The sequence below is a fragment of the Streptomyces sp. NPDC018000 genome (assembly GCF_044328025.1).
GTDB lineage: Bacteria > Actinomycetota > Actinomycetes > Streptomycetales > Streptomycetaceae > Streptomyces.
This window is the reverse complement of sequence record NZ_JBIRGM010000033.1, coordinates 12555-35265: the sequence shown is the minus strand read 5'-3', so window position 1 is coordinate 35265 and position 22711 is coordinate 12555. Positions and strand designations below refer to the sequence as shown.

Below are 22711 nucleotides of genomic sequence, written 5' to 3'. Positions count from 1 at the left end.
GCCAGGCATGGATCAACGACCCCGCCAAGCGACGTCAAACCGAACAACAGATCTCATAGCATCACATTCGTTTCATTTGACTTGACAGGCACCGGGACGGGGCATCTGGAGCCGCACCATGCCTTCGCCGCGCTGGTAGCGCTCGGTGCGGGTGGTGAACTGCTCAAAGAGCGGCGGCCCAGGGCCGCGAAGGCGCTGTATGCCTTGGCGTCGGTGCTGCTGGTGGTTGCCGGATCCGTCGCGGGGTACAGGGCGTGGGCCTCGCTCTTCAGGGGCGCGACCTATGACTGGCTCGACCTCGCACTCGGGGTTCTGGTCGTGCTCTACGTTGCCGTCGGCGCGGGCCAGCTGCTCGCGCACCTGTCCCGCAGAGCATCGAAGTCTCGTAGAAATGCCGACATGCTCAGCGAGTAGCACCGACACCGGTCAAACTTCGGTGGCAATGGATCAATCTTCACTGTCACAGGTCAGCCGGATCGGCGCCGGATCATGCTCGTAACACGGTGTCAGAAAGTCGGCATGCTCAAGAACTTGAGCAGCACCCTTTTCTGTACGATCTCGCGGGTGCAGAAACCTTCCGATGACGACACCGCCGATCTCCTCACCCCTGTCCCCGCCGTATGTACCGGCGCCCTCGTGGGGTACGCCCGCGTATCGACGAAGGGACAGTTGCTCGACCGGCAGATCCACGCACTCACCGAAGCGGGCTGCATCCGGATCTTCGCCGACAAGAAGTCCGGCAAGAAACCACGACCACGCGCTCCCGGTCTGAGGTGCCAACGCTGCCGCAACCGATCCAGTGAGACCTGTAGGCCCAGCCCCGCATCTCTTGTAGCCCGTCCCCGAACGGTTCAACGAGCGGCAGTCCAGTGCGCTCAGTGAGTGACGGGTCGGTGAAGCCGTTTGCGGCGAGATGGCGGGACCTGCCTACGAACCGGCCCACTTCGGCAACCAGTTCCTTCAGACTTGTGCCCCCCGGCGCCTCAAGAATGACTGATGGTTCACCCACAACGGATGAGTCGATGGTCTTCCAGATGGCGGCAACGACTTCCGAATCCTCCATGGGGCTCAGTGAACATCACGCCACTGACATCCTGACTCACGCTGCAGCCATCGAACGGAGGACTTGCGCAGCCGCTACGGTGGTTGAGCACCCAGCAACGGAGGGGCCGGCCAAGTTCTGAGCCATTTGTTCGTCGCGTGCCACAGCCGTGCCAGATACAGGGGTCAGCTGCGGTCAACAAGGGTAGCTAGCGGGCGTATACCCACCTGTTGGCTCGGCCGGTGAATCCACAGGTCACCGGCAGGACGTCCCATCCTCTCTCCTAAAGCGAGTGTCGAGGTCTGACGTCATTCCTCGCGGTGCTGAGCGAACACCTGCTGCTGCTCGTCCCGCCAGGTCCAGTTGGCCGGCCGGGAGAAGGGCAGGCTTCGGGCAAGGCCGGAGAACTGGTCGGATGGCTCCCGGCTCGCCTTGTTCACCACGATCGCCGAGAGCATCGGTGCTCGTCCATCCTCGTTACGGTGGAGGCAGACATCCTTGAGCAGGTAGGTCATGACTCCACGATGAGGGGGAATGGAGTCGAAGCCCTGTGCCGCCAACTCGGCGCTCAGCTCCCCGTACGTGATGGTCTGTCCTCGACGGGCCCGCTCCCGCAAGATCTCCACGGCCGCTTCGACCGCTGCCGGGTACTCCGGATCCTTGATCCTCATTGCCCCTCCCCCATCGCGTGGCCACTGCCCAGCCTGCGCATACCGGCCAGGCACACCGGTCCGGCACTGCTACCAGCAGACGAAGAGATCGTGCCAGAACCGTGCCAGATCGTGCAGGGAACCACGGGGAATTGCGCGGACCAGGACACCGGCCAGCCAGGCCCTCGGGGCCGCTCCATCACTGGTCGGCTCACTATCGGACCAGGGCTGAGTGGGATGCGATAGCCGTAAGGAACGGAACAACTGACATCCATGCTCATCGCTCAGCTTGACCTGCCGCTGAACCTCAACCAGAACCGCCACAACGGCTTCCACGACCGTCTCAAGGAAGTGCGTGCCAGAGCTCGGGAGCGGGCAAGGGCCTTGCCCATCAGCGTGTAGCAAAGGAGGCACAGGTGAACAACGCAGACCTGCCCACACCTCGGCGCAGCGAAGCCAAGCGCGCCCAGGATCGGCGCCGCCGTGAGCGCATGCGGAGCAATGGGAGCATCGAGCGCTACACAGTGGAAGAGATCGGTGAACGGGACGATTGGATCTGTGGCCTGTGCCAAGATCCAGTGGATCAGGCTTATCAGCACCCAGACCCTCGGTCCCCGAGCATCGACCACGTCCGCACCATCGCAGCCGGCGGCACCGACACGCGCGACAATGTGCGCCTCACACACTGGGGCTGCAACCATGAACGCAACGACAGCACCCCGCTGAGGACTGTCGAGGAAGCCGAAGCGCAGCGCGCTGCCCTCTTCCGGATACCCGCGCTCCGGACCTACGCAGAGAGCCTCACGGCAGAGGACATGGTCCGCCGCTCTCAGGCTTTCCACTCACCCCAGAGGTATCGGGCCAGGTTGGCGCGTCGGGTGGAACGCTACGAGCGCGAAAGACGCTGACGTGTACGCATCCCCGCAGGAGTCGCGTGCCACAGCCGTGCCAGATGCGAGGGTCAGCCACGGTCAACAAGACTGGTTAGCGGGCGCAGTCGTGCCCGCTGGCTCGGCCAGCGAAGCCGCAGGTCCCCTGTCCTACGGCCCAGCCTCTCTCCTGAAGCGGGTGTCGCAGGTTCGAATCCTGCCGGGGGCACAGAGAGGAGGGCCGGCTCAGGAGAGCTTTCCTCCCAGGCCGGCCCTTCTTCGTGGTCGGGGGCGTGCCACTCATGCCACGCGGATGCCACATCTTCTAGCGGCTCGACCGGCAAGGTTCGCCCGCCGCGACGGGGCACACCTTGCCGGCCACCGCACTAAACGCGGTCCTGGAAGACGCAGCTCCACACGTGCGTGCCCGCGACGCTGCCGTCGGCGCGCACCGCCTCCAGCGTGTAGAAGTGCGTGGTCCCCCGCGCCGCCGTGGTGTCCGTGTAGGTACGGGTCTCCGCCGGCAGCAGTCCGGCGTGCAGCGGCTCGTACGCCTCCGTGGCCGCGTTCCACCGTCTAACCCGGTAGCCCGCGAGGGTGTCGCACTCAGCCGTCTTGTCGCACCGCCAGTTGATGGACGGCCCGCCGCGTCCGCCGATCACGGTGTCGTAGCCCCTGCTGCCGAGGTCCCAGTCCCGGGTGACCGTCACGGACGGCCGGACGTCCAGCTCGGTGGCCTCGACGACCGTGACCTTCGGGTCACTCGGGTGCAGCGCGTTGTCCCAGCGGTCCCTGGCAACGACCGCGTACACGTGCGTCTCGCCGTCCGGCAGGTCGCCGCAGAGGACCGCGAGCGGGTCGCTCGTGCCCTCGGAGCAGGAGGTGGAGCTGAGCCACTTGACCGTGCCGTCGGCCTGCCGGGCGCCGGTCCAGGCCACGTAGCGCTCGAGATCGTCCTCGGTCGAGGCCGCCCAGCTCACCAGCACGCCGTCGGCGCGCGGGGTGGCCTTCACGCCGGTGACCGGGCCGGGCGCGACGCGGTCGCCGGTGCGGACGACGAGCGGGGCGGACAGTGCCGACTCGTTGCCGGACGGGTCCACCGCCGTGACCGCGTACGTCACGTATGTGCCGGCGGGCATCTCCAGGTCGTGGCAGCCGCCGCCGGTGCTGGTCTCGTCGCTCCCCTCGGCGCAGGTCACGCGGGTGAGTGCGGCCGGGTCGAGGGTCTTGCCGGGCGAGCGGTAGACGCGGTAGGTCCCACCGTTGTCGAAGTCCTCGCCGAAGCTGTCGGGCTGCGCCCAGTACACGTCGGTGTAGCCGACGCGGACGACGGAGTTGAGGGAGGTCGGGGACTCCGGCGGCGTCCGGTCGACGCCGTCGCCGGTGACATCGGCGTACGCCGACGGGTTACCGAGCGCGTCGAGGGCGCGGACCCGGTAGTACCGGACGGTGTTCATGCGTGCGCCGGTGCGGTACGACGTCGTGGTCGTCGTGCCCAGCAGCTCGAACGGGCCGGTGGCCGCGGAGGCGGCGTACACCTCGTACTTCGCGGCGTCGGCGACCCCCTGCCAGGCCAGGGTGGCCCACCAGGTGTCGCCGACGACCGTGAGACCGGTCGGCGCCGCCGGCCCCGTGCGGTCCACGGTCACAGCGGTGGCGTCGTGGCTGCCGGCGGACTCGCGGCCCGCCTTGTCGACGGCGCGGACCTCGTACTGGAAGGTCTGGCCCGTGGCGGGCGTCGTGTCCACGAAAGACGGGGAGGTGAGCAGCGACGAACCGCTGACCTTCGCCCACTGGGTGGTGCTCAGCCGACGGTACACGCGGTAACCGGCGAGGTCCATCTCCTTGTTCGCGGCCCAGCGCAGGGTGGTCTTCGTGGTGTCCCGGTTGTATGCGGCGGTGAGGGCGGCCGGGGCGAGCGGCTTGACCTTGTCGACGGCGGCCTCGGTGCGCGGGGCGTACGTGAACCCGGCGTTGGCGAGGCCGGTCCAGGCAACGTAGTCCACGCGGAGCATGTGCTTGCCGGCCGGAATGGTCAGGTCGACGGTCTTGCGGGCGGTGGTGGAGACGTTCTTCCACAGGTCGATCTTCCGCACGCCGTCGACGTAGACGCGCATGCCGTCCTGCGTGGCGGCGGAGAGCCGGAAGGGGCCGCCGGAGCCGAAGTCCCGGGTGAGGGACCAGCGGACGGAGAAGTTGTCTTTGGGCAGCGTGACGCCGGGCGGGTCGCCGTGCCCGTAGTTCTCGGCGATGGCGGAGTCGCAGGCGGTGCGCTTCGGCGTGCCGCTGAAGGCGGAGTTGCCGAAGTACTGCGCCTTCCAGACGGGAGAGGTGCAGGTGACGGCCGCGGAGGCGGGGGCGGCGGTGATCAGGCCGCCGGCGGCGAGGGCGGCCGTCGCGGCCAGCGCGGTCAGCCGGGTACGAGTCATCACAGAGAGTGGGGCCCTTTCCGGACCATTGGAAAACATGTGAAACAGGTGACGCCTGTGTGACCCATGAGGCGGGGGCAGGGTTGCCCCCGCCACCTCCCCTTTTTCCAAACGTTCGGCACGCATCGGCCGTACCGGTGCGACGACCGGCGCGCTCGGGCCATTTCCTCGCTGAGCGGTGACTTCGCCCGGCAGCAGGGCAACGTCGCGTCGGCAGGCGCCGCTTCCTCTCTGGTATGCGCGGGTTGGGGCGGGGTGGAGGCCATGTGCGGCGAGGGCATGGGCGCGCGGTCGCGGCACTAGAGTCGCCCTATCACTGCTGGTTATTGGGCCAGGGCTTGGTGCACGCACGCCAGGTCGCTGGTGGGGAGGGCCTGTAGAGCATGAGCCGTCGCTCCAATGGGTTGGTTGGCGTCTGGGCCGAGGCGCAGCGCCAACAGCAACGTCAACGAGAGGCGCAAGCCAGATATCAGCGGGAACAGGAGAGGCAACAACGCGCCTACCAGCAAGCGCTCGCGCGCAGCCACCGTGAGCAGAAAGCGGCGTACCGGGAACAGCGCGAGGCGGAGGCACGGCGACGCACGAGGGAACTTGATGCGCGGGTGGAGTCGTTACAGGGTCTGCTGGCGGCAGGATGCCGGGCTCCGGCGTTCAGGGCCGACGCGCTGATTCGTGCGGAGCAGGTCGAGGCGTTCTCGCCGGGACAGCTCGCGCACCCCATCCGCATGCCGGACCCGAACCAGTACCAGCCGCAGGGTGGTTGGACCGCCACACGGCGGGCCCAGGCACAGGCGGAGGCCCGGTCCAGGTTCGAGCGCGACTGGCAGGCCGCACAGGCTGCGGAGGCACAGCGTCAGCACCAACTGGCCGCCTACCAGCTGCAGTACCAGCAATGGGCCGACACCCAGCTGAGCGAGATCCGTCGGCACAACGCCGGCATCGCGGAGATGAAGACAGGTCTCCGCAACGGAGATCCCGGGGCCGCAGTGGAGTATTTCTCCGCTGCCCTCTACGCCTCGACCGGCTGGCCGGAGGACCTGCCCCGCCAGGTGTCCGCAGCGTACGACTCCGGTGCGCGCCAGTTGGTACTGAACTGGGAGCTTCCCAAGTACGACATCGTCCCGGAGGCGAAGTCGGTGCGCTACATGATCAACGCCGATCAGGAGAAGGAGTCGCCCCGACCGGTCACACAGCGTCGCGCTCTGTACCGGGACGCACTCGCACAGTGTCTCCTGTTGGTTCTGCGTGATCTTTTCGCCGCCGACGAGTTCGGTGCGCTGGAATCGGTCGCGCTGAACGGGTTCGTGGACGATCACGACCCGACGACCGGCAGACGGGCTCCCATGTTCCTCGGCACGGTCATGGCTTCGCGTGCGACTTTTGCCGCGCTGCATCTGGAACAGGTGAACGCTGTCAACTGCCTGGTGGACGGACTCCGGGGGCAGCTGTCGTCGCGCCCCGATCAGTACGCGCCCGTGCGGCCCGGCCGGCTGCCCGAGGATGTCGGTAACGGCGTCGTCACGCATGGAGGCGACGAAGAGCCGGATCTGTACGAAATGGATCCCATCGTCTTCGAAGCGCTGGTCGCAGATCTGTTCCGGGCCATGGGCATGCAGGCCGTGACCACACAGCGCTCCAACGACGGCGGCGTGGACGTCGATGCACTGGACCCGACCCCGATTCGCGGCGGCAAGATCGTCGTACAGGTCAAGCGCTACCGCAACACCGTGCCCCCGACAGCCGTCCGCGACTTGTACGGCACTGTCCAGGACGCCGGCGCCAACAAGGGTGTGCTGGTCACGACGTCCGGATTCGGCCCCGGCTCGCACACCTTCGCCAACGGCAAGCCCTTGGAACTGGTGGCAGGCTCCGAACTGGTCGACCTGCTGCACCGCCACGGACTGCGCGGACGACTGGGCAGCGGCGAACGCACGGTGCCCGCCCAGCGGACGGTGCCGGACAGTGAGGCCGACACGGAAGACCACAACGTGTTGGGCATGTACTGGTCGGGCAGCGTCGCCTTGGACGTGTGCGCGCTCGTCTGCCACGGCAACCGGGTTCTGGACGACGACCACTTCGTCTTCTTCAACAACCCCCGGACACCCGACGGCACGGTCCGTGCGCTCATTCCCGTCGCGCCGGACAGAGCCGCCATCCACGTAGCTTTCGATGCCCTACCGGCACGAGCCGACCGCCTCGTCGTCATCGCCGCGGTCGATCCCGTCGCCAACCCTTCGGCCGACCTGTCCGGGTTCGTCGACGCCGGCATTCGGCTGCTGGACTCCGCGGGGACCCAACTCGACCAGTTGGAAGTGTCCGACGGCCGCGCCAACGAGACTGCGCTCGTACTGGGTTCCTTTCGTCGCCGCTCGAACGGTGACTGGGAGTTCGTCACCGGAGGCAAGGGTTACCGAGGCGGCCTGGAGGAGCTGGTCCAGGAGTACGGCATTGATGTGGCTTAGATGCGGCTTGGATGCGGCTTGGACCGACCGGCACATGGGGGTGGGAGAAGGAGCGGGGCTGGGTGCGTGCGGCTACGAGGCGGAGGAGGCAGGACGGCGAAGGCGGTTGTGAGCTCCTTGGCCGGCCCGGCGTCGCTTCGGGCGTCATGACTTCGTGGCCCGGGGCGGCCCGTCCGCTCCCAGGTCCCCCACGGAGTCCGCGTAGTACGCCGACTCCGCCAGGTGGAAGGCGAGTTGGCGGAAGGTCCACCCCGTGCCGGGTGACTTGTCGAGCTGGTCGGGCGTCAGGGTGTCCAGGCGGTTCGCCCAGATCCTGGCCAGCCGGGTGAGTCGGCTGCGCGCCTCGTCGAGGTCGGCCTCGGTGAACGGGGCGAGGTCCGCCTCGGTGGTGGTCGCCGAGGCGTGCCAGTGGTCGGGCTGTGTCTTCTCGCCCACGAGCCTGGCCTCCATCTCCGCGAGGTGGTCGACCATGTGGTCGGCGACGCGGCGGATCGCCTTGTGCGGGGTGTAGATCCGGTCGTCGGCGGGGACGGGGCGGCCGTCCCAGGCGGTCCAGGTCGCGGCGAGGGCAAGGACGTGGCCGACCATGGCCGTCACGGTCTGCGCGGGGTCGCGGTCGTCCGTCGCCGGGACGTCTTCGAGGATGTCGGAGGCGTCGAGGATGTCTGGGGCGTCGAGGATGTCGGGGGCGCCAGGTGCGTCGAGTACGTCCGGTACGTCTGCTATGTGCTTCGTTTCCGTCATGGTTCGACGCTAGATCCGGGAAGTTTCGGTCCCGGCCGAACCGTTCCGGGACCTTCTCGGGTTCAGGACGAGGTGATGCCCTTCGACCGCGGTGCCATCTCGACCGCGGTGCCATCTCGACCGCGGTGCCATCTCGACCGCGGCGCCATCTCGACCGCGGTGCTGCTCGACCGCAGTGCCACCTCGGCCGGGGTGCTGCCTCGGCCCGTCCTGGGTCCTGTCGCGGCCTGGTCAATGCCTGCGGTTAGCGTCTACCCACGACGAAATGAACTGCCCGCCCGACCAGAACGGAACGCCGCAGTGGCCTCTGCTGAGCTGTCCCCACGCCACCCCCTCCCGCAGCATGCCCACGAGCCGACAGAGGCGCGGGGACGGTGGCTCGGACGCCGCCCTGTGCCGCTCCTGGTCACCGCCTGCGTTCTGCCGCTCTACGCCATCTGGTGGGCGGTCTTCGCGACCGGCGGCGGCGACCTCGCGGCGCAGGAAGCGTGGGCGGAGTTCGCGAAGATGTACCCCGACTCCGCTTACAACCTCTTCTGGTACGGCGGTCTGCACACCGCGAACTACAGCGTGATCTCGCCCTATGTGATGGCGGCTCTCGGCGTGGTGCCCGTGACGCTGCTGTCCGGGCTCTCGTCGACCTGGCTGGCCGCGGAACTCGTCACGCGCACCGGCGTGCAGAAACCCCTGTGGCCCTCGCTGGCGTTGGCATTCTCGCTGTGGTGCCAAGTGGTGTCGGGACGATCGACGTTCATGCTGGGCATGGCCTTCGCGATGGCGGCCGTACTCGCGATCGTCAGCGGACGGCACATCGTGACTGCGGTCGTCTGCGCGGCGCTGTCCACCATGGGGAGTCCCGTCGCCGGGCTGTTCCTCGTCGTGGTCGGAGCGGCCTACCTGCTGACACGCGAGTGGGGGAAGGCCGCCTCGCTTCTCGCGCCGCCGGTCACTGTTGTCGCACTGACCACCCTGCTGTTCCCGTTCGAGGGCGAGCAGCCCATGCCGTTCGCCCGGATCTGGCCGCCTGTGCTTCTGTGCGCGGTGATCCTGCTGACGGCACCGCGCAGCTGGCGGGTGCTGAGGTTCGGAACCGCGGTGTACGCGCTCGGCGTGGTGCTCTGCTATCTGATCGCCTCGCCGGTCGGGACGAACGTCGAACGGCTCACAGAACTGGCGGCACCTGCAACGCTGCTCGCCATCCTGGTCAACGGACGCCATCGGGACGAGGAGGACGCGCCCCCCGCCCGACTGTCGTTCGGCTGGTTCACGCCCCGGCGTCAGCGAGTGGGCTGCGTCGTCGCCCTGGTTCTCTCCCTGACCTGGCTGTGCGGCAAGACGACCGCCGATATCGTCACCAATACGAAGGTGCCCGAATACGCCGTCAAGACCGACGGCGTCGTCGCTGAACTCCGGAAGCTGGACAGTGAGCGCACCCGCGTCGAGGTGGTTCCGGCACGCGACCACCGAGAAGCGGCCGTCCTCGCCCCCTACGTGAACATGGCACGCGGTTGGAACCGGCAGGTCGACGTCGAGCGCGGGCGTCTGTTCTACGAGGGGCACGGCGGAACTGCCGTGCCGGAGGGAACCTTCTCCTCCGCCTCCTACCACGCCTGGCTCTCCCAGTGGGCCGTGGGCTTTGTCGTGGTCGCCAACGGCAAACCGGACGGCCCTGCGGAGCTGGAGCACGCCCTGGTGACGAGCGAACCGGACTATCTGGAGCACGTGTGGGAGGACGCCAACTGGAAGATCTACCGTGTGAAGAACGCGACGCCCCTGGTGGACCGGCCCGGCTCCGTGGTGAGCTCCGACGGCGCCAGCCTGGTGGTGGGCATGCCGAAACCCGGCTCGGTGACCATCCGTATCGCGTACTCACCGTGGTTGTGGGCGGACAACGGATGCCTGGCGCCGGACGGCGAGTTCACCCGGCTGACTGTACGGGAGGCGGGCGAGGTCCGGATCAGCTCCACGTACGGGGGCCCGTCGAGCAAGGAAACACTCAAGTGCCCGTGAGCGTCTTCGGTTGCCGGCCGTGCTGCTCGGGCATGAGGCCCACTGCCGACCGGGGGTGACGCTGCGCCGGCACCGGACCGGGCGTGCCATGGCTGTGCCCCGCAGCGCGGCAAACGCTGCGGGGCACAGGTACGACTCGGCCGGCAGTCGGCCGGCCGGTAGGTCAGCTGATGCGCGTCAGCTTGTCCCCGATCGCCGGCTCCGCCATATCGCTCTGCAGCGCGACGGGCACCTTCACCTGACTGGTGCCCTCGCCCACGGTGAGCGTGCCGACGTGGGTGCCGGCCGCCGCCGAGTGCGGGATCGTCTTGCCGTCGTCGGTCAGTTCGAGCTTGACCGTGAGACCGGGCCAGCCGACCGCCGTCACGTCCTTGGTCGCGACCACCGGGGTGCTGCCGCCCAGCCCGTCCGAGACGGTGCCGACGACGTCGCCCTTCTTCACGACCTTGGCGCCCTCCAGCAGATCCTGGGTGGCCAGCATGACTTCCTTGCTGACCGCGTTGACCGTGTCGATGATGGAAGGCTTGTGCTGGCCCAGCACGGCGCCGACGATCAACTGGTCGGTGTCGCCGACCATCTTGTGGGCTGCGAAGAGCAGATTGCCGCCGGCCTTGGTGGTGGATCCGGTCTTGATCCCGAGCGCGCCGTCGTACGGGACGAGGCGGTTGTAGTTGGGATGGGTCTTGCCCGACGGGTCGGTCCACGACGGCAATATGGTGATGGCCATGAGCGCCGGGATCTCCACCAGCTTCTGACCGAGCTTCACCTGGTCCTCGGCCGTGCTGACCGTGGTCTCGTGAAGACCGGACGGATCGGTGTACGTGGTGTTCTTCATGCCGAGCGACTTGGCGGTGTCGTTCATCTTCTTGACGAACGCCTTCTCGGAACCCGCGTCCCAGCGCGCCAGCAGCCGCGCGATGTTGTTGGCCGACGGGATCATGATGGCCGAGAGCGCCTGCTTCTCGGTGAGCTTGTCGCCCTCCTTGACGGTGTTGAGCGTCGACTCGCCCACCGCGTCCAGCTTCCCCTCCGACTCCGCCTTGGCGTCGACCGTGATGGACGGACCCTCCTCGCCCTTCTTCAGCGGGTGGTCCTTGAGCACGACGTACGCGGTCATCGCCTTGGCCACACTGCCGATCGGCACGGGCTTCTGCTCGCCGAACGAGTCCACGGTGCCCAGACCGGTCGCCGCCATGTAGCCCTGGCCCTCGTCGGGCCACGGCAGGGACGGCTTGCTCCCCTTGAAGGTGTATGTCGGCTTCGCCGACATCCGGAGCTCGGGGTCCGGGAGCGGGCGCACTATCTGCGCGATCGCAAAGATGATCAGCAGAAGCAGGACCAGCGGGGTCCAGATCTTGACCCGGCGGACAGCGGTGCGGACCGGCGTCTGAGGCGGCGGAGGCGTGTTCGTCAACTCGGCCAGCAGGTCGAGCGGCGGCTTGGGCGGCACCGGCTGCTGCGTGGTCCGCTCGGCGCCGGAGAACGAGGGCGCGACGCCCCGCGCACCGGGCGTCGCGGCGGAGGCTGCGGCCGGTGTCTCGGGCTTACGGGGTTTCGGTGCCGGTGCCGGTCGTACGTCGTCCCCGCGCAGGGGTACGAACTTACTGGTCCGCTCGGCGGCGGACTCGGGCTTCGACTCCGGTCCAGGCTTCGAGGCGGGCGGGGTGATCTTCAGCGCGGTCGTCGGGTGGTCGACCTGGTCCGCAGCGGGCGCCCTGAAAACGGCGGTCGGCTGATCGACGTCGCGCTTGTCCTCGGCGGTTTCGGTCTTGTCCTCGGCGGTGTCGCGCTTGTCCTCGGCGGTGTCGGTCTTGTCTGCGACAGCGGTGCCCTTGGCCTCGGCTTCCGAAGCCTCGGCCTCTTCCTCGTTCTCGGCGTCTCTCGCGCCCTCGGTGGCAGCGGTCTCGTCGCGCGTCCCCGTAACCCGGGCCTCGTCGGACGGCTCGACCGCGGCGTCGACGTCGGCGTCACCCGAGGCGGTCGCCTCGTCCGAGGCGCCGTCGGCCGGAGTGACCGGCTCAGGCGCGTCGCCCTCCACCGCAGCGCCGGCGCCGGCGTCAGGCACAGCCTCGCTCTCGGACTTGGCGGCTTTCGCGCCATCGTCCTTCGGGCCCTTGTCGCCCTCGTCGTCCTTCGCCGCCCGTGCGGCAACCGCAACACGCAACCGCGCATCGCCCTCCTCGGGCGCCGCGGCAACGACGGGCCTGCTCCCCGCGCCGTCGGCAGGCTCAGTGACGTCCGCATCCTCCGGGGACTCGGCGTTGTCCACGTTCCCCGCGTTCTTCACGTTCTTCAGGGGCTCGGCAGCCTCGGAGGACTCAGAGGCTCCCTCCAGGCCCTCAGCGGCCCCTCCCGTCCCCTCTGTGCCCTCAGCGCCCTCGGCACCGTCGGCGTCCGAGGAGCCCTCCTGGGCCCCGGAGCCCTCCGGCTGCTCCGAGCCCTGGCTGTCCTCGCTGTTCTCACTGTCATCGGACGGCCGCGCCTTGAAGACGGCCGTAGCCGTATCCACCTTGCCGCTCCCGCCGCCCTCGCCGCGCTCGCCGTCGCCGGACGACCCCGTACGGAAAACTGCCGTCGCCGTGTCCGTCCTGCCGCCGGCCTCGCCCTCGGCGGACGGTTCACGGGAGGCGGTAAGCCGCAGCCGCGGATCCCCCTCGCTCCGAGCCGTTCCCGACGACTTCTGCTGCTTCGACCTGTCGGGGGACTCGCCCGCCACCGATGCCTCCTCCATGCGCCGCGGGGGCATCCCCGCGCTGTCCGAACCACTACCAGTGTCCCGTGTGAACCACCGGCCCGGCTGCTAGACGAGAACGACATACCTACTGGTTCCCTTGCAAAGCACCCAGGCACTCTCGACAGACCAATGTGAGAGGGATCACCTTGTCATTCATCCACGCGGGGAGGCATGGATGGGCAGGAGCCGCAGAACAATTCCGGAGAAGCTTCTGCTGCTCGCCCTGGCCCGGCCACGGGTACCACCGCGCAGCCGCAGTCGCTCGGCCTCGACCTCGGCCTCGCCGGAGACCGGCCAGCGGCGGCATCAACGAAGCCTCGTACACCGACAACTGGGAACGCTACGGCTGAGTTCGCAGCCGGGAGACCGGTGGCTCCAGGGACTTGACACCCGGAGCCACCCGTCCAGCCGTCGTGAATTCAACAGGTCACGAGACCCGGGTCAGCCTCGGCCCGAAACCTGGCTCGGACAGGTCCTTCTGGAGCGCGATCGGCGCTGAGACCTTGCCAGTACCAGTACCGACTGTCACCTCACCGACCACCGTGCCGGAAGGCGCCGAGTGCGGGACTTGCTCATCGCCCTCGCCGATGTCGAGCTTCACCTGAAGGCCGCTCCAGCCGATCGCCTTGAGGTCCTTGGTGGAAACCACGGGGGTCCTGCCGCCGAGGCCGTCATCGACGTAACCGACGACATCGCCCTTCTTCACGACAGTGGTGGAGTCGACGCCCTTCTGTGCGGCCTTGATCAACTTGAGGCTGTTCTGGATCGCGCGCTGCAGTTTTGCGTACAGAGTGCCGTCCAGATCAGCGCCCATCACCACTCCGATGATCCGGCGGCTCTTGCCGTCGATAACGGTGTCGGCGGCCCAGAGCAGATTGCCACCAGCAGGCGTCGACGAGCCGGTCTTGATCCCGCTCACGCCGGGCTCCAGCAGAATCTCGTTGTTGTTGTAGATCGCCCCTACGCCCGGGATATCGGCCTGGGGCATGTTCACGATCTCGCGGAAGACATCGTTCCGCATGACTGCCTCGGCCAGCTTGAGCTGGTCGGTGGGAGTGGACACGGTGGACGACTTGAGACCGCTTGGGTCCGTGTACGTCGTGTTCGTCATGCCGAGGTCCTTGGCCGCGGCGTTCATCTTCTCGACGAAGGCCTCCTCGGTCGTCGCGTCCCAACGGGCGAGCAGGCGCGCCGCGTTGTTGCCGGACGGGATCATCAGCAACTGGAGCATCTGCTTCTGGGTGAACTGCTGGCCCTTCGTCATCGGCGCCTTCGACTCGTCCTCACGGCTGGACTCGTCCTCCGCCTGCTGGTCGGCGGTGATCTTCTCGCCCTGTTCCTTGCCGGTGAGGGGGTGGTCCTCGAGGATCACGTACGCCGTCATCACCTTCGCGACGCTGGCGATCGGCGCGGGCTTCTGCGCGCCATAGGTGCCGATGGTGCCGACGCCCTCGACCTCGACAGCGCCCTGCCCCTCGGCAGGCCAGGGCATGTCGATCTTCCCGCCGTCGAAGGTGTACGTGGGGTCTGCGGACAGCACCAGTGCGGGCTCCGGAAGCGGGCGCACCATCTGTGCGATCGCAAAGATGATCAGCAGAAGCAGGACCAGCGAGGTCCAGATCTTGACCCGGCGAGCAGCAGTGCGGACCGGCGCCTGAGGCGGCGGAGGCGTGTTCGTCAGCTCGACGGCGGGGAGCGGGGGCAAGGCAGCGGGTATGCCGGGCGTCGCGGCGGAGGCGGCGGCCGGTATCGGCGTCTCGGGCTTACGGGGTTTCGGCGCCGGCGCCGGTGCCGGCGCCGGTCGTACGTCGTCTCCGCGCAGGGGTACGAACGTGCCGGCCCGCACTGCGACGGACTCGGGCTTCGACTCCGGCCCAGACTTCGAGGCGGGCGGGGTGATCCTCAGCGTCGGGTGGTCGACCCGGTCAACGGTGGGCGCCCTGAAAACGGCGGTCGGCTGATCGACGCCGCGCTCGTCCTCGGCACCGGCAGCTTTCTCGGTACCGTCTTCCGCGTCTTCCGGGTTCTCGGTGGCAGCGGTCGCAGCTTCGTCGGCGTCGGACTCGGCGTCCTTCGTGCCGTCGTCCTTCACGCCGCCCTTCGGACCCTCGGCGCTCTCGTCGTCGTCATTCGCCACCCAGGCGGCAACCGCCTCGGAGGGCTCGGCAGCATCCGTACCCTTCGCGGACCGGCCGGCGTCCGCGCGCTCGGAGCCCTCGGTCGGCTCGGACGCCTTCTCCAGGCCCTCCGCGGTCATCCCGACTCCCCTGGCCCCATTGGCCCTTCCGGCGCCCGTAGAGCCCTCAGCGCCCTCGGCGTCCGAGGAGCCCTCCTGGGCCCCGAAGCGGGCCAACTGCGCCGCGCCCTCGCCGTTTTCGCCAACTGGCGTCGCCGTGTGCGTCCTGCCGCCGGCCTCGCCCTCAACGGACGGTTCACGAAAGGCGGCAAGCCGCGGATCCCCCTCACTCCGAGCCGTCCCCGACGACTTCTGCTGCTTCGACCTGTCGGGGGACTCGCCCGCCACCAATGCCTCCTCCATGCACCGCGGGGACATCCCCGCGCTGTCCGAACCATCTACCAGTGTCCCGTGTGAACCACCGGGCCCGGCTGCTAGACGAGAACGACATACCTACTGGTTCCCTTACAAAGCACCCAGGCACTCTCGACAGACCAATGTGAGAGGGGTCACCCTGTCATTCATCCACGCGGGGAGGCATGGATGGGCAGGAGCCGCAGAACAATTCCGGAGGAGCTTCTGCTGCTCGCTCTGGACCCGGCCACGGGTACCACAGCGCAGCCGCAGTCGCTCGACCTCGGCCTCGCCGGAGCTCAGCTAGTGGAGCTGGCTCTGGCAGGACGGATAGCCCCTGACGGGGATCGTATCGCCGTGGTGATGCCACGGCCGACAGGAGATCCGACTCTGGACTCCGCACTGGAACTGCTGCGCCGACGCGGCAGCCCGGTTCGGGCGGTCCACTGGATCGGCGGACCCCGGCTGGGGCTGCGCCAGATCTACCTCGCTCATCTGGAGCGGTGCGGCATGGTGCATGCCGCGGCGGGCCAGATGTGCGGAGTGCTGCCGACAACTCGCTACCAGGCGACGGACACGGCAATCAGCCGGGACATCAGAGCCAGGCTGGACAGTGCGATCCGCACCGGCGTACCGCCGGACCCGCGGACCGCGGCGCTCGCCGCGCTGGCCCACGCGGTCGGACTCGGCAAGCACCTGTATCCCGGGAACGAGGGGCGTTCATCGCGCTCCCGGCTCCGGGACCTGATCAGGCACGACCCGATGGGCGGACTCGTGGCGCATGCCGTGATGGACGTCCAGAACGGTGCAGCCGCGCAACCGCGCCGCAACCAGGCGGCCGGAGTGCCGTTGCAACCGCAAGTGCAGTCGCAGTCACGCCGCGGCAGCATGGCGCACACCGCGGCCCACTAGGACCGCACCCGTCGCCACACGCACCACAGCACCACTGCACCTCAACACCCCTGCACCGCAGCACCACAGCACCACAGCACCACAGCACCGACCGAATACCGACCGCACCGTCGTCCCCAGGGCCCGGTTCGGGAACCGCACCAAGCGCGGGGCAGCCGGAATCAAGGCTGCCCCGCGCACTTGCGTGTCGCCATTTCCCAGCGCGGCCGGGGGCAGGGGTGGCAATCTGCTCAGCAGTAGATACGCACAGCTACACAGCCGGAGGTGCCGTTTCCGTGCCGTCCAACGTCAATCCCACCGTCAGGCGACGCCGGTTGGGCCAGGAATTGCGCAGACTGCGCGAACTCAAGGGCATGACGGCCGAGGAGGTGGCGGAGCGGCTGCTGGTCTCGCAGTCGAAGATCAGCCGCCTGGAGAACGGCCGCCGCTCCATCAGCCAGCGCGATGTACGCGATCTCTGCGGGGTGTACGAGGTCGACGATCACCGCATCGTCGACTCACTCATGCAGATGGCCAAGGATTCACGCCAGCAGGGCTGGTGGCACGCCTTCGGCGACATCCCGTACAGCGTCTACATCGGCCTGGAGACCGATGCCGAATCGCTGCGGGTGTACGAACCCCAGGTGGTCCCCGGCCTGTTGCAGACCCGGAGTTATGCCGAGGCGCTGATCCACGGCGCGTTGCCGGAGGCCCCGCCGACCGAAATCGACAAGCGCGTCAAAGTCCGGGCCCGTCGCCAGGACCGGATCACCTCCCCGGAGCAACCGCTGCGGCTGTGGGCGGTGATCGACGAGTCCGCGCTGCACCGGCTGGTCGGCGGCAAGCAGGTGATGATCGAGCAGTTGGAGAAGCTGGTCGAGCTGTCGCACCTGCCACATGTCACCGTGCAGGTGCTGCCGTTCGAGATGGGTGCGCACCCCGGCATCAACGGTCAGTACGCCGTTCTGGAATTCCCGGACGCCGCGGACTCCAGTGTCGTCTATATCGAGGGCGTCACCAGCGACCTCTATCTGGAGAAAGCCAATGATGTGCAGCGGTACAGCGTGATGTACGAGCACCTGCGGGCACAAGCACTGAATGTGGAACAGACCCGGCACTTCATCAGCGACATCGCGAAGGAGTACGCCGGGCACTCGGACACGTAAAACCGGACAGCCCACAAAGTCCGGTTTGCGGGAAATAGCGCGCTGTTACGGGAGGGGCGGCGGCAAGGTACACCGCCGCCCGCCCGCAATGGAACCCTTAGTGGCCCATAACATCCGGTCGAGTGAACGGCCCCTTCACTCAAGAGACTTGGCGAGTAGCGTCGATCACGCCAACCGGAACACTGTTGGCTTCTTTCATTCGACTCTCTGAACCGGAGTGAACATGGCCATTCGTCAGGGTGCTACGGACAAGTGGACGAAGTCCTCGTATTCCGGGGGCAACGGCGCCTGCGTCGAAGTCAAGTCCCCTTTCAACCAGGCTATTGCCGTACGCGACTCGAAGGTCCCCCAGGGCCCTTCGATCACGTTCGTCCCCACGGCATGGAACGCCTTCGTACGTGACGTCGGCAAGGGTGCCGTCGCCGCCTGACCGATGCCTGCCGCCGTTCGCGTCGCAGCATCGATCCCGGTGCTGCCGGCAGCCCTGCCGGTAGCCCTCTCGACCGGTCCGCCGTCCTGGCCGAGGGGGCTCGATGCACGCCTGCCCCGACTGTCCGGGGCTCTCAACGCAGCTGGTCGACGTGGAGATCGGTGCCGGGCACGGTCGGGATGAACGGCGCCACCAGCTCCACCCGCCCCAGGCCGGATCCCGCGACCATCGCGTCGAGACCGGTGAAATGCCCGTCCCAGCAGTCCCGCGGGTCCTCCTGGAGGAACCACAGCAGGGTCAGCCGGGTGTCGACACCCTCGACCTGCTTCACATAGGTCATCCGGTCGCCCGGCAGCGGCGTGGGACGGAAGACGGTCACCATCGCAGCCGGGGAACCGCTCAGCCGCTCCGGCAGATGCCGCGAGCGCAGCCATTCCAGCAACTCGGCCCGCTGCTCGCCCCCTTCGGCATCGATCACCTGAAGGACCAGCCCGCGGTAGGGGTGGTCGAGTGCGTGGAAGTCCCGGGGCCCCGCGGCGCCGTCCCGGTAGACCGTCGCCTCGTGGTCCTGGAACGAGGTGAACACATGGGTGCGGTCCTGGTAGACCCGGCCGTCCCGGTTCAGTCGCTTGTTGATCCCGACGGTCCACTTCATGTGGTCGTCGTAGCGTCCGTCCGTCACCCAGTACGTCGACAGATAGCAGCCGGCGCCGACCGGCCGGGCGACCGCGGACTTCTCCGGATAGCGCAGTTCACGCAGTTCCCTGGTGGCGACCCAGCGGCGTCCCGCGAACATCCAGGGCATCGCCATCCCGCCCGCGTAGTAGTGATCGTCCTCGTACCAGCGGTTGTACGCGTACTCATGGCCCGGGTGCGGTTCGACCATGGTGATCAGCGCGTGGCCGGGATGGACTCCGTACGGTCCCAGTGCGGCCAGTTCGGCGTAGGTGTCGCTCCGCGTCTCGTCGCTCATGCCGTTCCCCTTCCGTACTCCGCAGCGGCGTCCTACTCTGACGCTCCGTCAGGCGAACTGCCAGAGCCGGGAGGTAACCGATGTTGCTCGCGGGGAAGACCGTCATCGTGTCCGGGGTGGGCGCCGGGCTCGGTCACCAGGTCGCGGCGACGGTCGTACGGGACGGCGGCAGCGCGGTGCTCGGGGCGCGCACCGCCGCGAACCTCGCCAAGTCGGCCGCGGAAATCGACCCGGAAGGCCGGCGCACCGCTCATCTGGCCACCGACATCACGGACGAAGCGCAGTGCAAGGCGCTCGCCGCGCTGGCGCTGGAGCGGTTCGGGCGGATCGACGCGGTGGTTCATGTCGCCGCCTGGGACAGCTACTTCGGCGGAATCGAGGATGCCGACTTGGCCGTCTGGCAGTCGGTCATCGACGTCAATCTGCTCGGCACGCTACGGATGACCCGCGCCTGCCTGCCCGGACTCAAGGAGCGGGGCGGCTCGGTGGTCATCATCGGCACACAGTCCTCGGTGGCCGCACCTTCCCAGGTGCAGCAGGCGGCGTACGCGGCCTCCAAGGGGGCGCTCACCTCGGCGATGTACTCCATGGCACGGGAGTTCGGCCCGCACCGGATCCGGGTGAACACGGTGCTGCCCGGCTGGATGTGGGGTCCGCCGGTGCAGGCGTACGTACAGTTCACGGCGCACACCGAGGGTGTGCCCGAGGCCGAGGTGCTGGGCAGGCTCACCGAGCGGATGGCGCTTCCGGGGCTTGCCACGGACGGCGATGTGGCCGACGCCGCCGCATTCCTGGCCTCGGACCGGGCGCGGGCGATCACCGGGCAGTCCCTGCTGGTCAATGCCGGCGAGCTGATGCGCTAAGGGCTGCCCCGTCAGTCCTCTCGCGTGCGACTGCGCCGCACTGTAATCGAACGGGAACGGTGAGCTGTGGGCCTGAACCGTATGTACGGAGTAGATCCTGCGATCACTTTTGAACGGCGTTCTCCGGGGATTTCCGGGTCTCGGAACAGCAGTCACCCATGGGCCGTAGTGGCTCTATAGTGAATCTATGGCTACTACGACCATTCAGGTGCCCAAGGAGACGCGCGACCATCTCGCCCAGCTGGCCAAGGAACGCGGGCTGAGCCTGGGCCAGCTGGTCGACCAGCTGGCCGCCCAGCAGCCGACCGCGGCCCAGATCGCCGAGCGCGTCGCCACCACCCGCAAGGTGCTGCGTGACCGCATGGGCTGCACCCTGACCGACGAGGAGTTCGACCAGGGGCCGGATGTCCTGGCCAACGTGTACGCGATTGCAGCCGAGAAGATGCACGCCCGACGGAACACCGCCGCATGATCATCCTCGACACGAGCGCGGTGTCGGCGCTCGCGCAAGGACATCGAGCCCTGCACCTCCTCGCCGGCAATGTTGCAGCCACTCCGGGCGACTGGCTGCGCATCCCCGCCCTGTGCCTCATGCACGCCGAAGCGGGCGACGAGGGTCTCGCGCGCAATGTGCTGGCGCTTCCGGGCGTCCTGACCGATCCGCTCGATCAGACCGCAGCAGCCACGGTCGGCGGGATGGTCCGCGACGGGTGGGGAAGCGCCGATACGTGTCACGCACTGTACGTCGCGACTCCACACCAGGAGAGCGGCGGCATGTCGATCATCCTGACCGGCCGCGAGAGCGACTATCCGCCCGGCATCCTCACCGTCGACATCGACTCTCCCGGAATGCTCGGATTCCACTGAGCCCGACGGACCGGCACAACCCTCCGCGCGTGCCTGTCCCTCTCTTCCCCGGCCTGCCCCTCTCTTCCCTGGTATGATGCCGGTCATCGCTTGCGCCTCTTGGGTGCGGATTCGGATCCGCCTGGGAGGCTTTTTTCATGCCCGGGGCCGTCTTGCCCCTGTTCAAGGTGGACCCGCCGCAGAGGCGCTGGTCCTGCCCGGTGACCTGGACAGGAACAGCACCCGTCATCCGTTCCTTCCCGCAAAGGAGATTCATGCCGGACGTGCATTTCTGCCATCGCGTCGCAAGCCGTTTCGTCGGCGACACCTGGGTTGAGGAGCGCCGGCCCGTGCCAGGCCGGCCGGAACTGCCGACCGCCATCCGGGCCCCGTTCGCTGCCCCGATGAGGGTGTGTTGCTGACCATGACGTCACAGCCGCACACCGCGGCGGCCGCGGGTACCTGGAAGCTCGGGAACCTGACCGTCAACCGCATCGGGTTCGGCGCGATGCGCCTGACGGGCAACGCTCCCTTCGGCCTCGGCGTGCCGAGCGACCGCGAGCGGTCGATCAGTGTGCTCCGGCGCGCGGTCGAGCTCGGTGTGAACCACATCGACACTGCCGCTTTCTACTTCTCGTCGACGCGCTCCGCCAACGAGCTGATCAACCGGGCGCTGGCGCCGTACCCGGATGATCTGGTCATCGCGACCAAGGTCTGGCCCGGCCGGGACCCCTCGGGTGCGTGGTGGTGGGCCACGCCGGAGCAGTTGCGCGGCCAGGTCGAGGAGAACCTCCGTCAACTCGGCCGTGATCACCTGGACATCGTGAATCTGCGCATGCCGCCGAGTCGCAGAACCAGCTCGATCGCCGAGTACTTCGCCGCGTTGGCCGAGCTGCGCGATGCCGGGCTCATACGCCATCTCGGCATATCCAATGCCACCCCCGAGCACCTGGCCGAGGCCCGGGCCATCGCGCCGGTCGTCTGCGTGCAGAACCCCTACAGTGTCGACGCGCCGAGCGATGAGCAGGAATTCCTGCGGGCCTGTGGTGAGCTCGGCGTCGCCTTCGTACCGTTCTTCGCGATCGCCGGCAGCCGACGCGAGGCAGGCGCGAGCGCCACCGACAGCGAAGCGGTGCTCGCCGTCGCCCGCGCGCATGGCGTGTCGGCCGCGCAGGTTCGGCTGGCATGGACTCTGCGGCAAGGGCCGCATGTGCTGGCCATCCCAGGTACCGGCGATCCGGACCATCTCGCCGAGAACGTGGCTGCCGGCGCGCTGCGGCTCTCGGACGACGAAATAGCACGCCTCCAGTCCCTCCATCAGGACAGCGCGTGACGACACAAGGAGGCACCCCACGGTCTGCGCCACCGCTGACACGACCGCAACTGCCACCGTGAGCGGGCCAGGGCCCCGCCCCGCCATCAAAGATCAACAAGGTGCAGAATGCCCGCATGGCGATAACGAACATGCCGAAAACGGCAGCCATCGACGATGCCGCACTGATCAGTCGCTCCCTGGCGCATGCCTTCGACGACGACCCGATGATGCGCTGGTTCTTCCCCGAAGACTCCTCGCGCGAGGCATCACTGGGCAGTTACTTCACCACGATCTTCACCCGGCAGTACGTCGACAACGGCGTGTGCGAGTGCACCGAGGCCGCGGCGGCCTTCTGGGTACCGCCGGAGGCGCAAGCCAAGGCGGTACCCGACGCGGAAACCATCCAGGAGCTGCAGAACATTCTCGGCGACCGCGCTGGGCTGTTCAGGGACGCCGTCGAGGCGGCCGCCGAGCACACACCCCAGGAGCCGCACTGGTACCTGGCATTGCTCGGCGCCGACCCCGCCGCCCAGGGCCAGGGACACGGGGCCGCTCTGCTGCGCTCGGGGCTGGCCAAGGCCGATGCGGCGGGCCTGCCCGCCTATCTGGAGTCCTCCAAAGCGTCCAACCTCCCCTTCTACGAACACTTCGGCTTCACCGTGCGCAAGGAGCTGCGGCTGCCGGGGGGCGGGCCGATGCTGTGGGCGATGTGGCGCGAGCCGCGCCGTCCGGTCAACGCCTAGGTCGTCATCCGCTG

Annotated in this window: 19 protein-coding genes and 1 tRNA gene; 14 read left to right on the top strand and 6 right to left on the bottom strand. The window is 68.1% G+C overall.

The window, feature by feature from the left end; translation table 11 throughout:
* Nucleotides 1-81: 81 nt before the first annotated feature.
* Nucleotides 82-414, top strand: coding sequence for a hypothetical protein (locus ACH4EW_RS30810; protein WP_398262580.1), 333 nt, complete (start codon nucleotides 82-84; stop codon nucleotides 412-414).
* A gap of 75 nt (nucleotides 415-489) precedes the next feature.
* Nucleotides 490-882, top strand: coding sequence for a recombinase family protein (locus ACH4EW_RS30805; protein WP_398262578.1), 393 nt, complete (start codon nucleotides 490-492; stop codon nucleotides 880-882).
* A gap of 468 nt (nucleotides 883-1350) precedes the next feature.
* On the opposite strand, the gene ACH4EW_RS30800 is transcribed toward ACH4EW_RS30805, so the two are convergent.
* Nucleotides 1351-1713, bottom strand: a complete 363-nt coding sequence (locus ACH4EW_RS30800) for a hypothetical protein (protein ID WP_398262576.1) — start codon at nucleotides 1711-1713, stop codon at nucleotides 1351-1353.
* 395 nt (nucleotides 1714-2108) lie between these two features.
* On the opposite strand from ACH4EW_RS30800, the gene ACH4EW_RS30795 reads away from it, so the two are divergent.
* Together ACH4EW_RS30795 and ACH4EW_RS30790 are read left to right on the top strand one after the other, a co-directional pair.
* Nucleotides 2109-2600 (top strand): HNH endonuclease, encoded by a 492-nt coding sequence (locus ACH4EW_RS30795; protein WP_398262574.1) that lies wholly within the window; start codon nucleotides 2109-2111, stop codon nucleotides 2598-2600.
* A 124-nt stretch (nucleotides 2601-2724) separates the two neighbouring features.
* Nucleotides 2725-2790, top strand: a tRNA-OTHER gene (locus ACH4EW_RS30790).
* Between the two features lie 157 nt (nucleotides 2791-2947).
* Here the strand turns inward: ACH4EW_RS30790 and ACH4EW_RS30785 are convergent.
* Nucleotides 2948-4990 (bottom strand): PA14 domain-containing protein, encoded by a 2043-nt coding sequence (locus ACH4EW_RS30785; protein WP_398262572.1) that lies wholly within the window; start codon nucleotides 4988-4990, stop codon nucleotides 2948-2950.
* Nucleotides 4991-5373: 383 nt separating this feature from the next.
* Between ACH4EW_RS30785 and ACH4EW_RS30780 the strand changes: the two genes are divergently transcribed.
* A complete protein-coding gene (locus ACH4EW_RS30780; protein WP_398262570.1) occupies nucleotides 5374-7452 on the top strand; it encodes a restriction endonuclease in 2079 nt (692 codons plus the stop codon).
* A 144-nt stretch (nucleotides 7453-7596) separates the two neighbouring features.
* Here the strand turns inward: ACH4EW_RS30780 and ACH4EW_RS30775 are convergent, their stop codons facing one another.
* Nucleotides 7597-8040 carry a hypothetical protein gene (locus ACH4EW_RS30775; RefSeq protein ID WP_398262582.1) on the bottom strand — a complete coding sequence of 148 codons (444 nt, stop codon included), beginning with the start codon at nucleotides 8038-8040 and terminating at the stop codon, nucleotides 7597-7599.
* Between the two features lie 456 nt (nucleotides 8041-8496).
* On the opposite strand from ACH4EW_RS30775, the gene ACH4EW_RS30770 reads away from it, so the two are divergent.
* Nucleotides 8497-10206: a hypothetical protein gene (locus tag ACH4EW_RS30770; protein ID WP_398262568.1), complete on the top strand. Its 1710-nt coding sequence runs from the start codon at nucleotides 8497-8499 to the stop codon at nucleotides 10204-10206.
* Between the two features lie 163 nt (nucleotides 10207-10369).
* Here the strand turns inward: ACH4EW_RS30770 and ACH4EW_RS30765 are convergent, their stop codons facing one another.
* A complete protein-coding gene (locus ACH4EW_RS30765; RefSeq protein ID WP_398262566.1) occupies nucleotides 10370-12922 on the bottom strand; it encodes a D-alanyl-D-alanine carboxypeptidase in 2553 nt (850 codons plus the stop codon).
* Between the two features lie 445 nt (nucleotides 12923-13367).
* Nucleotides 13368-15197: a serine hydrolase gene (locus tag ACH4EW_RS30760; protein WP_398262564.1), complete on the bottom strand. Its 1830-nt coding sequence runs from the start codon at nucleotides 15195-15197 to the stop codon at nucleotides 13368-13370.
* 462 nt (nucleotides 15198-15659) lie between these two features.
* On the opposite strand from ACH4EW_RS30760, the gene ACH4EW_RS30755 reads away from it, so the two are divergent.
* The 3 genes from ACH4EW_RS30755 (at nucleotide 15660) to ACH4EW_RS30745 (ending at nucleotide 17957) form a co-directional block, all read left to right on the top strand.
* On the top strand, nucleotides 15660-16382 hold the full coding sequence (locus ACH4EW_RS30755) for a GPP34 family phosphoprotein (RefSeq protein WP_398262562.1): 723 nt from the start codon (nucleotides 15660-15662) through the stop codon (nucleotides 16380-16382).
* A gap of 275 nt (nucleotides 16383-16657) precedes the next feature.
* Complete coding sequence (locus ACH4EW_RS30750) at nucleotides 16658-17527, top strand: helix-turn-helix domain-containing protein (RefSeq protein ID WP_398262560.1); 870 nt, start codon at nucleotides 16658-16660, stop codon at nucleotides 17525-17527.
* Nucleotides 17528-17750: 223 nt separating this feature from the next.
* Nucleotides 17751-17957 (top strand): DUF397 domain-containing protein, encoded by a 207-nt coding sequence (locus ACH4EW_RS30745; RefSeq protein ID WP_398262558.1) that lies wholly within the window; start codon nucleotides 17751-17753, stop codon nucleotides 17955-17957.
* 133 nt (nucleotides 17958-18090) lie between these two features.
* Here the strand turns inward: ACH4EW_RS30745 and ACH4EW_RS30740 are convergent, their stop codons facing one another.
* A complete protein-coding gene (locus ACH4EW_RS30740) occupies nucleotides 18091-18930 on the bottom strand; it encodes a hypothetical protein (protein WP_398262556.1) in 840 nt (279 codons plus the stop codon).
* Nucleotides 18931-19010: 80 nt separating this feature from the next.
* Between ACH4EW_RS30740 and ACH4EW_RS30735 the strand changes: the two genes are divergently transcribed.
* The 5 genes from ACH4EW_RS30735 to ACH4EW_RS30715 all read left to right on the top strand — a co-directional run bounded on the left by ACH4EW_RS30735 (nucleotide 19011) and on the right by ACH4EW_RS30715 (nucleotide 22697).
* Nucleotides 19011-19793: an SDR family oxidoreductase gene (locus ACH4EW_RS30735; protein ID WP_398262554.1), complete on the top strand. Its 783-nt coding sequence runs from the start codon at nucleotides 19011-19013 to the stop codon at nucleotides 19791-19793.
* A 187-nt stretch (nucleotides 19794-19980) separates the two neighbouring features.
* Complete coding sequence (locus tag ACH4EW_RS30730; RefSeq protein ID WP_398262552.1) at nucleotides 19981-20265, top strand: hypothetical protein; 285 nt, start codon at nucleotides 19981-19983, stop codon at nucleotides 20263-20265.
* A complete protein-coding gene (locus tag ACH4EW_RS30725) occupies nucleotides 20262-20660 on the top strand; it encodes a hypothetical protein (RefSeq protein WP_398262550.1) in 399 nt (132 codons plus the stop codon). The genes ACH4EW_RS30730 and ACH4EW_RS30725 overlap by 4 nt, the downstream gene beginning before the upstream one ends.
* Before the next feature lie 403 nt (nucleotides 20661-21063).
* A complete protein-coding gene (locus ACH4EW_RS30720) occupies nucleotides 21064-21972 on the top strand; it encodes an aldo/keto reductase (protein ID WP_398262548.1) in 909 nt (302 codons plus the stop codon).
* A 116-nt stretch (nucleotides 21973-22088) separates the two neighbouring features.
* Complete coding sequence (locus ACH4EW_RS30715) at nucleotides 22089-22697, top strand: GNAT family N-acetyltransferase (protein WP_398262546.1); 609 nt, start codon at nucleotides 22089-22091, stop codon at nucleotides 22695-22697.
* The last annotated feature ends 14 nt before the right edge of the window (nucleotides 22698-22711 follow it).